The organism is Mycobacterium sp. E3339 (assembly GCF_001666915.1).
GTDB lineage: Bacteria > Actinomycetota > Actinomycetes > Mycobacteriales > Mycobacteriaceae > Mycobacterium.
The window spans coordinates 1-10,489 of sequence record NZ_LZIZ01000091.1 but is presented as its reverse complement, the minus strand read 5'-3'; the positions used below and the strand labels follow the sequence as shown (position 1 = coordinate 10,489).

Sequence of the window (10,489 nt, the reverse complement as noted above, 5' to 3'; positions counted from 1 at the left end):
GAGGCGCGCCCGGAACAGGGCGTCGCGCACCGCGGCCGTCTTGCGCGACCAGCTGGCGTCGTCGATGCCGGTGCCGAAGCCCACCACCGCGACCGGTTCGGCGTTGGTCAGCGCCGCCACCAAAACGGCGGCGGGGGTGGTGTTTCCGATCCCCATGTCCCCGGCGATCAGCAGGTCGGCGCCGGCGTCGACCTCCTCGTCGGCGATGGCCCGGCCCGCGGCGATCGCGGCGACGGTCTCCTCGGCGCTGAGCGCGTCCTCGACGGTGATGTCGCCGCTGCCGCGCCGCACCTTGTGGGCGCCGATCCGGTCGGTCAGCGCCTCGCCCGCCACCGCCAGGTCCGCGACGCGCACCGTCGCCCCGGCGATGTCGGCCAGCACGTTGATCGCCGCCCCGCCGGCGTCGATGTTGGCGACCATCTGCGCGGTCACCTCCGGCGGGTAGGCCGAGACCCCGGACCGGGCGACACCATGGTCGCCGGCGAACACCACCACCCGGGCGCGCTCGAATTGCCTTGGCGGGCAATGCCCTTGACACGACGCGGCCCACACCGACAGGTCCTCGAGGCGGCCCAGCGCGCCCCGGGGCTTGGTCAGCGTGTCCTGGCGGGCGCGGGCGGCCGCGGCGACGCCCGCGTCGGGCGGCGATACCGGGGCGAATTCCATCAGGCCCCCGACGGCTTGATCGGGACCGCCTGCCCGGCCACCACGAGCACCACCCGGTCGCACAGGTCGGCGACGCGCTGGTTGAGGCTGCCCAGTTCGTCGGCGAACCGGCGCCCGGACGCGGTGGCGGGGACGACGGCCAACCCGACCTCCGGGCTGACCAGCACGAGCGTGGAGTTGAAGTCGCTGACCGCGGCGAGCACCTCGCCGACCGGCGCCGCCACCGACCCGCCGTCCCAGCCGTGGCGGTCCAGCGCGCCGGTCAGCCAGGCGCCCAGGTCGTCGACCAGCGTCGGGGTGTCCGGCGAGGCGCGCAATTGGCTTGCGATGTCATCGGTTTCGACCGTCGACCAATGCCCGGGCCGGCGACCCCGGTGCTCGGCGACCCGGTCCGCCCAGGCCGCGTCGCCCGCGCCGGCCGGGCCGGGCGCCAGGTAACAAACCGGCTGGCCGGCCGGCAGCGCCCCGGCGATCGCGTCCTCGGCCCACCGCGACTTGCCCGACCGGATCCCGCCGAGCACCAGCGTGCGCACCGCGCTCAGGCGGCTTTCCGGCTAATCGACACGGCTGCCGCGCTGCACTTGGGGCCGCGGCGTCCGCAACCGCCGCATCTGCGACGCCCGGCTGGCGGCGTACAGCCCCAGCTTCCACCGGCTTTCGGTGTTGTCCGGGAACTTGGCGTCCACCAGCTTGCTCACCTTGCGGCCCAGCAGCAGCCCGTCGGCCATCATCACGGCCATCAGCAGCAGCATCGCCGGGGAGACGTAGAGCTGCAGCCGCGGCGTGGTGAACATGGCGAACATCAAAAACAGCGTCGCCGGCATGAACAGGCCCAGCAGGTTGCGCCGGGAGTCCACCACGTCGCGCGCGTAACGCCGCACCGGGCCCTGGTCGCGCGGCAGCAGGTACGCCTCCTCGCCGGCCATCATGCGCTCCCGGCGCTCCGACATCCGGGCGCGGTTGGCCGCCCGCTCCGCCTTCTGCTCCTCGCGGCTGAGCTTGGGGCCCGACAGCGACTTGCGGCGCGCCCGCGCCTCGGCCGCGGTCATCGGTGCCGGGGCAACCGGACCCTTGCGCCGCGTTTGGTCGCGCTTGGGGGTGGGCCGGCCCTTGGGGCTCGTCCCGCGCGACCCGCGCGCCGTCGTCTCGGGGGCACCTTCGGCGTCGAGCGCCGCCGCGCCCCCGCCGAGGTCCTCGTCTTGGCCTTTCTTACGGCCCATCAACTTCACAGGAGCCAGGTTACTTCGCTGCTTGGCCGCCCCGGAATTGGCTTGGAGTGCCTTGCTATTAGGCCTGCGTCAGCACGTCTTTTGGCCCTACTCTTACACGTGATGAACGGCTGCCGCTGATGGACGATGGGTCGATGGCCTCGGATGACGGTGCCTTGGGCCTCGCTCCCGGCCGTCTGCAGCTGCCGGCCATGCTCGTCTTGGTCGCCCCCGATTGCTACGGCGACAGCATGACGGCGGTGGAGGCCTCGGCGGCCATCGCGACCGGGTGGACCCGGTCCCGCCCGGGCGACCGGTTCATCGTCGCCCCGCAGTCCGACGGCGGCCCGGGGTTCGTCGAGGTGCTCGCCAGCCGCCTGGGCAAGGCGCGCCGGCTGCGGGTGTCCGGCCCGCTGTCCACCATGGTCGAGGCCAAGTGGGTGTTCGACCCCGCCACGACGACGGCCTACCTGGAGTGCGCACAGGCGTGCGGCCTGACCCTGCTGGGCGGTCCGCCCACCCCCGAGACCGCGATGGCGGCCCACAGCAGGGGAGTCGGGCAGCTGATCGCCGAGGCGCTGCGGGCGGGGGCGACGCGGATCGTGGTCGGGCTGGGCGGCAGCGCGTGCACCGACGGCGGGCAGGGCATGATCGCCGAGCTCGGCGGGCTGGATTCGGCCCGCCGCCAGCTGGCCAACGTGGAGCTCATCGCCGCCTCCGACACCGAATATCCGCTGCTGGGGCCGTGGGGGGCGGCCCGGGTGTTCGGTCCGCAGAAGGGCGCGGACACCGTCACGGTCGCGGCCCTGGAGGTCCGGCTCCAGGCGTGGGCGCTGATCCTGGAAGCGGTGGCCGGCCGCGACGTGAGCTCCGAACCGGGCGCGGCGGCGGCCGGCGGCATCGGCGCCGGGCTGCTGGCACTCGGCGGCCGGTGCGAGTCTGGCGCGGCGATCATCGCCCATCACACCCGGTTGGCCGACGACCTGGACGTCGCGGAGCTCATCGTGACCGGCGAGGGCCGGTTCGACGAGCAGTCGCTGCACGGCAAGGTGGTGGGCTATCTCGCCGACGCGGCCCGGCCGCGGGGGGTGCCGGTGATCGTGCTGGCCGGACAGGTCGGCCTGGACAACGCCACGGTGCGCTCGGCGGGCATCATGTCCGCCCTGTCCATCGCCGATCACGCCGGATCGGTGCGGCTGGCCCAGGCCGACGCGGCCAATCAGCTCATGGGTTTGGCCTCGGTGGTTGCGGCGCGACTCGGGAATAGCGGTCCTGCAAGGTACCGTTGAGCTAGTGGACTTTCTCGGGCCCAGCCTGAAGACCCAGCCAACGAGAGGCATGTAGGAGAAGCAATGACGGTGCAAAACGAGTCGAACGCCAAGACGCACGGCGTGATCCTGACCGAGGCCGCCGCCACCAAGGCCAAGTCCTTGCTCGACCAGGAGGGGCGGGACGACCTGGCGTTGCGTATCGCGGTCCAGCCGGGCGGGTGCGCGGGCCTGCGCTACAACCTCTTCTTCGACGACCGGACGTTGGACGGCGACCTGACCGCCGACTTCGGCGGGGTGAAGTTGACGGTGGACCGGATGAGCGCGCCCTACGTGGAGGGCGCGTCCATCGACTTCGTCGACACCATCGAGAAGCAGGGCTTCACGATCGACAACCCCAACGCCACCGGTTCGTGCGCCTGCGGCGACTCGTTCAACTGACCGGCTAGCGGCTCGTACTCAGTACGAGCCGCCGGTGCGCAGCACGTACGAGCACACCATGATCTGGCCCCGCTGAAACAGCAGCTGGGCGATGCCCTGCAACTCACCGCGCAGCGGGCCCCCGGTCGCGGGCGCCGCCCGCATCGTGAACAGCGCCTGGGCCTGGTACTGCGACAGGTAGACGATCTTGTCGATCGAGGTCACCTCGACCTGGGAGAACTGCTTGCGGAAGGCGTCGCTGCTCAGCTTGGCCAACGCCTGGTCGGACCGCTTGTCGCGGACGGCGTCGTACATGCCGCACAGCGCGTTGCGCTCGATCTCCTCGATGTCGCGGTGGTCGAGCGCGTCGAGGTAACCCTGGATCGCGGTCTTGGCCGCGCCCTCGGAGAACGACGTGCCGGTGTTGGCCCCGTTGGTGCGCACGCCGTAGACGATCGCCACGGTCAGGGCGGCCGCGAGCGCGATGGCCAGCAGCAGGCCGATGATCAGCCGCCGCTTGGACCGTCGCGGCGGGTAGGGCATCGGCGGCGGTGGCTGCCCGGCATAATTGGCGGGCGGCGGACCGCCGGGGCGGGGGTCATCGGGGAATTCGAGCGGCTGTGATTCGGCCGGGGATTCAGGCCCGCTGGGTCCGCTTCCGCCGACGCTGTGGTTCGGCGAGTGCGGACCTGCCATCGTGGTCTCCTACGGTGGTAGTCGGGACTTGTCAGCGGGGCTGGGTGCGGGATACCCCGACCGGGCATCGTTTCCCGCGACGCGAGCGAGTTCCCTAGGGAGGCTAGCGCACCGCTTCGCGCCGACCGTGGACACAGCGACGGTCCGAACGCGTGCGTAAGCTAGATAACCTTGCTAACGAAGGGCGGAGATATTCGTGACGATCGCGGTGACAGGTTCGATTGCGACCGACAACTTGATGCGGTTCCCCGGCAAATTTTCCGAGCACCTGCTGGCCGAGCATCTGCAGAAGGTATCCCTCAGTTTCCTCGTCGACGACCTGGTGATCCACCGCGGCGGCGTGGCGGGCAACATCGCGTACGCCATCGGCGTGCTGGGCGGTGAGGTGGCGCTGGTCGGCGCGGCCGGCGACGACTTCGACGACTACCGGCAGTGGCTGCAGTCGCACAACGTCAACTGCGACAACGTGCTCATCTCGAAGACGGCGCACACCGCGCGTTTCACCTGCACCACCGACGAGGACATGGCCCAGATCGCGTCGTTCTACCCCGGCGCCATGTCGGAGGCCCGCAACATCAAGCTCGCCGACGTGGTGTCCTCCATCGGCGAGCCGGACCTGGTGATCATCGGCGCCAACGACCCGGACGCGATGGTGGTGCACACCGAGGAGTGCCGCAAGCTCGGGCTGCCCTTCGCGGCCGACCCCTCCCAGCAGCTGCCCCGGCTGTCCGGCGACGAGATCGACAAGCTCGTCGACGGCGCCGCCTACCTGTTCACCAACGACTACGAGTGGGAACTGCTGCTCAACAAGACCGGCTGGTCGGAGGCCGACGTGCAGGGCAAGGTCGGCCTGCGGGTGACCACGCTGGGCCCCAAGGGCGTCGACATCGTCGAACCCGACGGCACGACGACGCACGTCGACGTGGTGCCCGAAACGAGCCAGACCGACCCCACCGGCGTCGGCGACGCCTTCCGCGCCGGGTTCCTCACCGGCCGCAGCGCCGGCCTGAGCCTGGAGCGCTCGGCGCAGCTGGGCTCGCTGGTCGCGGTGCTGGTGCTGGAATCCACCGGAACGCAGAACTGGGACTGGAACCGCGAGACCGCGGTGAGCCGGCTGGCCGGCGCATACGGCGACGACGCGGCCAACGAGATCGCCGCCGTACTCGCCTGACGGCGACCGCGGGTCGAGTGTGCGCCCGCGGCTTCGCGCGTGCGCTGAGGGCGCGAAATTTGAGAAATCTCCGCCCAGGACGCACGCGCGAAGCCCTCATCGCACACTCGGCTTGAAGCCGACGGCGTCAGAGCTGGACGGGGTAGACCGGCTCGCTGATCTGCGGCACCACGCTGTGCTCGACGAAGATCGCGTGCCAGAGCATGAAGATCAGCAGCGTCCACAGCCGGCGGCTGTGGTCGCTGACGCCGTTGCGGTGCTCGTCGAGCATCCGCCGCACCGCGGCCAGGTCGACGAGGTGACCGGCCTGTGACGACGCCACCGTCCCGTTGGCCCAGTCCAGCAGTTCGCCGGCGCGCAACCAGTGCCGGATCGGCACCGGGAACCCCAGCTTGGGCCGGTGCAGCACGTGCGCGGGGACGATCGGCTCCAGCGCCCGCCGCAGCGCGTACTTGGTGGTGGTGCGGGTGATCTTGGCCTCGACGGGCAGCCGGGAGGCGACGGCGAACACCTCGGGATCCAGGAACGGCACTCGAAGCTCCAGCGAATTGGCCATCGTCATCTTGTCGGCCTTGACCAGGATGTCGCCGCGCAACCAGGTGAACAGGTCGATGTGCTGCATGCGGGCCACCGGGTCCCAGCCGACCGAATCGGCGTACACCGAAGCGGTGACGTCGGTGTGGGTCCAGTCCTCCCGGAAGCCGGGCAGCGCTTCCCGCAGCTGAGCGTCGGAGAAGCTGCGGGCGTTGCCGTAGTAGCGCTCCTCGAGCGTGAGCGAGCCGCGGTGCAGCAGGCTCTTGCCCCGCATCCCCTCGGGCAGCGGCCTGGACACCTTGCCCATCGACCGTCGCAACGGCCGCGGCAGGTAGTCGAATGGCTTGAGCGACAACGGTTCCCGATAGATCGTGTAGCCGCCGAACAACTCGTCGGCGCCCTCCCCGGACAGCACCACCTTGACGTGCTTGCGGGCCTCGCGGGCGACGAAGAACAGCGGCACCAGCGCGGGGTCGGCCACCGGTTCGTCGAGGTACCACACGATCTCGGGGAGGGCGGCCACGAACTCGTCCGGGTGCACCACCTTGGCGATATGGCGGGCGCCGATCGCCTCGGCCGAGGCCACCGCTACGTCGATCTCGGAGAACCCCTCGCGCTCGAAACCGGTGGTGAACGTGATCAGCTTGGGGTTGTGCCGGATGGCCAGCGCCGCGATGGCGGTGGAGTCGATGCCCCCGGACAGGAACGCCCCGACCGTGACGTCGGCGCGCATGTGTTTGGCCACCGAATCCTCGAGCACCGCGGTGATCTCGTCGTAGCGGGCCTGCTCGGTGTCGCGGGTGATCGGTGTGGCGGCGAAGCGGGGCACGAAGTAGCGGGTGACCTCGGGCGGCCGCCCGGGCCGGATCCGCGCGTAACAGCCCGATTCCAGCCGGCGCACCCCGCGGTGCAGGGTCTCGGGCTCGGGCACGTATTGCAGCACGGTGTAGTGCTGGACGGCCCGCTCGTCGATGCGGGTGTCGAATCCGCCCAACTCGGCCAGGTCCAGCAGGCATTTCTTCTCGCTGGCCACCGCCGTGCCGCCGGCACCGGTCGCCATGAAGAGCGGCTTGATGCCGAAAGGGTCTCGCGCACAGAACAATTCGAGCGTCGCGGTGTCCCACAGGGCGAAGGCGAACATGCCGCGCAACCGGGTGAGCACCCCGGCACCCCAATAGTGGTAGCCGGCGACGATGGCCTCGCCGTCGCCGTCGGTGGCGAAAACCGCGCCGTGCGCGTCGGAAAGCTCGGCGCGCAGCTCAAGGTAGTTGTAGATCTCCCCGTTGAACACCAGCACGTAGCGGTCGGGCGCCTCCGGCGGGCCCCAGCGCAGCGGCTGGTGCGAATGCGCGATGTCGATGATGGACAGCCGGTTGAAGCCGAAAACGACAGACCCGTCCGCGCCGGGGTCGGTCCACGTGCCCGGCTCGTCGGGGCCGCGGTGGCGCATCAGGTGCGACGCACGCGCGATCGCGTCGTCGGCCCGGGCGGCAGAGTCGGCACCGGCACTGTCCGGGGCAGCGACAAACGCCAGCAGACCACACACGGCGCCCCAGTATGCCGCACTTTGGACGCGCCCGTGGCGGACGCACCCGCGCCCCGCTCGGCGGCGTGGTCTACGCTGCGTAGTATTCGATATCCGAGCAGGAGGCGCCAACGTGACACCTCGCGAGCAGGCCCGTTCGCAACGTTTGTCGCAGGGCAGTTTTCGGGGCCTTTTTCGCAGCCGTTCCGGGGGTGTTGGTAAGGGTCTGCCCCGTCGCCTGCGGCCGCTGGCGCTGGCCGGCACCTTCGCCGTATTGGCGGTGACCCTGAGCGGATGCAGCTGGTCGGACGTGCTGGGTCTGGGCTGGCCGAAGGGCATCACCCCGCAGGCCCAGATCAACCGCGAGCTGTGGGTCGGAGCGACGATCGCCTCGCTGGTCGTGGGCGTCATCGTGTGGGGCCTGATCTTCTGGGCGTCCGCGTTCCACCGCAAGAAGGCCACCGACACCGAGCTGCCGCGCCAGTTCGGCTACAACATGCCGCTGGAGCTGGTGCTGACGGTGACGCCGTTCCTGATCATCTCGGTGCTGTTCTACTTCACCGTGGTCGTGCAGGAGAAGATGCTGCACGTCGACAAGGACCCCGAGGTCGTGGTCGACGTCACGGCCTTCCAATGGAACTGGAAGTTCGGCTACCAGCGGGTCGACTTCAAGGACGGCACCCTGACCTACGACGGTGTCGATCAGGCGCGCAAAAACGCGATGGTGTCCAAGCCCGAGGGCAAGGACGCCCACGGCGAGGAGCTCGTCGGCCCGGTGCGCGGGCTGAACACCTCGGACCGGACCTACCTGAACTTCGACAAGGTCGAGATCCTGGGCACCAGCGACGAAATCCCGGTGCTGGTGCTGCCCACGGGCAAGCGCATCCAGTTCCGGTTGGCCTCCGCGGACGTGATCCACACCTTCTGGGTGCCGGAGTTCCTGTTCAAGCGCGACGTGATTCCCAACGCCGAGGCGAACAACTCCGTCAACGTCTTCCAGGTCGACGACATCCAGAAGCCGGGCGCCTTCGTCGGCCACTGCGCGGAGTTCTGTGGCACCTACCACTCGATGATGAACTTCGAGGTGCGGGTGGTGCCGCCCAACGACTTCAAGGCTTACCTGCAGCAGCGGATGGACGGGAAGAGCAACGCCCAGGCGTTGCAGGCGATCGGCCAGGCGCCGCTCGCGGTGACCACCCACCCGTTCGACACCCGTCGTGGCCAGTTGGCCGGAAGCCAGCAGTAGGTTAGGACACCAAATGCATATTGAAGCCAGGCTTTTCGAATTCGTCGCCGGGTTTTTCATTTTGGTTGCGGTGCTTTATGGCGTGCTGACAGCGCTTTTCGCCACCGGCGGCGAGGAGTGGGCGGGCACCACCGCGCTGGCGTTGACCGGTGGGCTCGCGTTGATCGTCGCCACCTTCTTCCGGTTCGTGGCGCGCCGCATCGACACTCGGCCCGAGGATTACGAGGGCGCCGAAATCAGCGACGGAGCAGGTGAATTGGGCTTCTTCAGCCCGCACAGCTGGTGGCCGATCCTGATCGCGCTGTCCGGCTCGGTGACCGCGGTGGGCATCGCGTTGTGGCTGCCGTGGCTGATCACCGCGGGGGTGATGTTCATCCTCGCTTCGGTCGCCGGATTGGTCTTCGAGTATTACGTCGGCCCCGAGAAGCACTGATTCGCCGGCATTAAGGTCACAATCAGATCACGTGCTCTGTGGCGGGTTCGCCAGGACTTCTTTGCCCCTGTCCGTTCGGTAATGTTTTGCCCAGGCAAATGAGAATTTCCCATGCGCGCGCAACCAGATAGCCGTGGTGCCTTTCGCGCTGGTGAGGCAGTTGGACAGGGCAGGAAACGATGAGCGGGCCGAAACCCCCGGAATGGGAACCTGAGGAACCCGATTCCGTGAACGAGGCTCCCCACGAACCGGATCCGGGTGCCGAGCCGGCGGACGTCGCCGAACCCGGTCCCGACGACGAGCTCGAACCCTTGGACGAAGCGGCCGAGCCCGCGGCCGACCAGACGGGCCAGACCGACTGCCATCAGGTAGGTGGCCGTGGCGACCGCGACCAGCGCCGCCCCCATGGCCCCCACCAGCAACACGGTGCCGCGCAACCACGCCCGGTCGACCGCCTCGCCCGACCAGTCGGAGTCGGCCGGCGGAGCCGGGGTCTGCACCCTCGGCTGCCGCGCGCGTTCGGCCGCGGTGCGCGGCGCCTGCGACATCAGCCGCACCGGCGGCCGATTGGGCGCGGTCATCCCCCGGGCGGCCGGGTCGGTCTGGGCCATCCGGCGGGCCCGCAGCAGCATCGGGATGGCCCCGGCGATGATCAGCGCGGACACGACGATCACGGCGTACAGCACCCACGAGGTGCTGTGCGTGCCACTGGACGCTTTGTGGAAGCCCCGCCCCAGGTCCGACAGCGCGACGGCCGCGGCCACGCTCACCCCCAGCAATATCAGCCAGACGGCGGCGCAGGCCCCGATCAGGATGCGGTCGACGACGTCGGGCGAGATGGTGTCGTCCCCCACCCCACGGCGGTAGGCCGCCGAGTACCTGCTGACCATCAGCAGCTCGTCTGCGGCGCGTCGTTGGTGTTGGACGAGAGCACCGTCCCATCGCTCGTCGTGATCGAGCAGTTGAGCCGGCTGACCCGGAACAGGCTGGACGCCTCGACCGAGCCCACGTCGGACTGGGAGATCGGCGTCACGGTCATCGACCACGGGATGTACACGTTGTGCTGCGTGCGCCGGCGCCCGGACGCGTCCACGTACGTCACCGAGATGATGTCGCCGGGCGCCTTGGTGCCGGTCACCGAATAGGTGACCTGTCGCGGCCCGGCCGGTGTGGTCGGCGGCGGTGGGGCCGCCGCCGTCGAGGTCGCCGGGGGCGGTGCCGGGGCGGGCGCCGGCGGTGGCGGCGGCGGTGCGGGCGTCACCGTCACTGTCTGTGTCTCCGTTGGTGGTGGGGGCGGCGGTTCGGTGGTGGTCGGCGGTGGG

Annotated in this window: 11 protein-coding genes and 1 pseudogene; 5 read left to right on the top strand and 7 right to left on the bottom strand. The window is 69.9% G+C overall.

The annotated features are described in order from the left end of the window. The 3 genes from A5702_RS08725 to A5702_RS08715 form a co-directional block, all read right to left on the bottom strand. Positions 1-669, bottom strand: a 669-nt coding sequence (locus A5702_RS08725) for a nicotinate-nucleotide--dimethylbenzimidazole phosphoribosyltransferase (RefSeq protein ID WP_197506519.1), incomplete at its 3' end; no start/stop codon positions are given. Then, positions 666-1,199, bottom strand: coding sequence for a bifunctional adenosylcobinamide kinase/adenosylcobinamide-phosphate guanylyltransferase (locus A5702_RS08720; protein WP_055401039.1), 534 nt, complete (start codon positions 1,197-1,199; stop codon positions 666-668). The genes A5702_RS08720 and A5702_RS08725, both read right to left, overlap by 4 nt. Positions 1,200-1,220: 21 nt before the next feature. Beyond that, positions 1,221-1,895, bottom strand: coding sequence for a DUF3043 domain-containing protein (locus tag A5702_RS08715; RefSeq protein WP_068219893.1), 675 nt, complete (start codon positions 1,893-1,895; stop codon positions 1,221-1,223). 191 nt (positions 1,896-2,086) lie between these two features. Here A5702_RS08715 and A5702_RS08710 point away from each other — a divergent pair, with 191 nt between their 5' ends. Beyond that, entirely contained in the window at positions 2,087-3,163 is a 1,077-nt protein-coding gene (locus A5702_RS08710; protein ID WP_067820054.1) for a glycerate kinase, read from the top strand. Positions 3,164-3,226: 63 nt separating this feature from the next. Then, on the top strand, positions 3,227-3,583 hold the full coding sequence (locus A5702_RS08705) for an iron-sulfur cluster assembly accessory protein (RefSeq protein ID WP_055401035.1): 357 nt from the start codon (positions 3,227-3,229) through the stop codon (positions 3,581-3,583). Between the two features lie 18 nt (positions 3,584-3,601). Here the strand turns inward: A5702_RS08705 and A5702_RS08700 are convergent, their stop codons facing one another. Next, positions 3,602-4,258 (bottom strand): hypothetical protein, encoded by a 657-nt coding sequence (locus A5702_RS08700; RefSeq protein WP_055401033.1) that lies wholly within the window; start codon positions 4,256-4,258, stop codon positions 3,602-3,604. A 196-nt stretch (positions 4,259-4,454) separates the two neighbouring features. Here A5702_RS08700 and A5702_RS08695 point away from each other — a divergent pair, with 196 nt between their 5' ends. Then, on the top strand, positions 4,455-5,429 hold the full coding sequence (locus tag A5702_RS08695; protein ID WP_055401031.1) for a carbohydrate kinase family protein: 975 nt from the start codon (positions 4,455-4,457) through the stop codon (positions 5,427-5,429). A gap of 127 nt (positions 5,430-5,556) precedes the next feature. On the opposite strand, the gene asnB is transcribed toward A5702_RS08695, so the two are convergent. Beyond that, a complete protein-coding gene (asnB, locus tag A5702_RS08690) occupies positions 5,557-7,509 on the bottom strand; it encodes an asparagine synthase (glutamine-hydrolyzing) (protein ID WP_068219890.1) in 1,953 nt (650 codons plus the stop codon). Between the two features lie 112 nt (positions 7,510-7,621). On the opposite strand from asnB, the gene A5702_RS08685 reads away from it, so the two are divergent. Both A5702_RS08685 and A5702_RS08680 read left to right on the top strand, forming a co-directional pair. Further along, the gene (locus tag A5702_RS08685; protein WP_156669533.1) at positions 7,622-8,734 is read left to right on the top strand and encodes a cytochrome c oxidase subunit II; all 1,113 of its coding nucleotides are present in this window, start codon (positions 7,622-7,624) and stop codon (positions 8,732-8,734) included. A gap of 13 nt (positions 8,735-8,747) precedes the next feature. Then, complete coding sequence (locus A5702_RS08680) at positions 8,748-9,167, top strand: cytochrome c oxidase subunit 4 (RefSeq protein ID WP_055401027.1); 420 nt, start codon at positions 8,748-8,750, stop codon at positions 9,165-9,167. A 353-nt stretch (positions 9,168-9,520) separates the two neighbouring features. Here the strand turns inward: A5702_RS08680 and A5702_RS08675 are convergent. Continuing rightward, positions 9,521-10,057, bottom strand: a pseudogene (locus A5702_RS08675) (DUF2561 family protein); the annotation flags it as partial. After that, the coding region (locus tag A5702_RS25530; RefSeq protein WP_231965025.1) for an MmpS family transport accessory protein at positions 10,057-10,489 on the bottom strand (433 nt) is incomplete at its 5' end. The pseudogene A5702_RS08675 and the gene A5702_RS25530, both read right to left, overlap by 1 nt.

What these genes read in the sequence shown, in the direction of transcription:
- A5702_RS08710 (WP_067820054.1), top strand. Translation starts at nt 2,087, where the DNA reads ATGCTCGTCTTGGTCGCCCCCGATTGCTACGGCGACAGCATGACGGCG.
- A5702_RS08705 (WP_055401035.1), top strand. Translation starts at nt 3,227, where the DNA reads ATGACGGTGCAAAACGAGTCGAACGCCAAGACGCACGGCGTGATCCTG.
- A5702_RS08700 (WP_055401033.1), bottom strand. Translation starts at nt 4,258, where the DNA reads ATGGCAGGTCCGCACTCGCCGAACCACAGCGTCGGCGGAAGCGGACCC.
- A5702_RS08680 (WP_055401027.1), top strand. Translation starts at nt 8,748, where the DNA reads ATGCATATTGAAGCCAGGCTTTTCGAATTCGTCGCCGGGTTTTTCATT.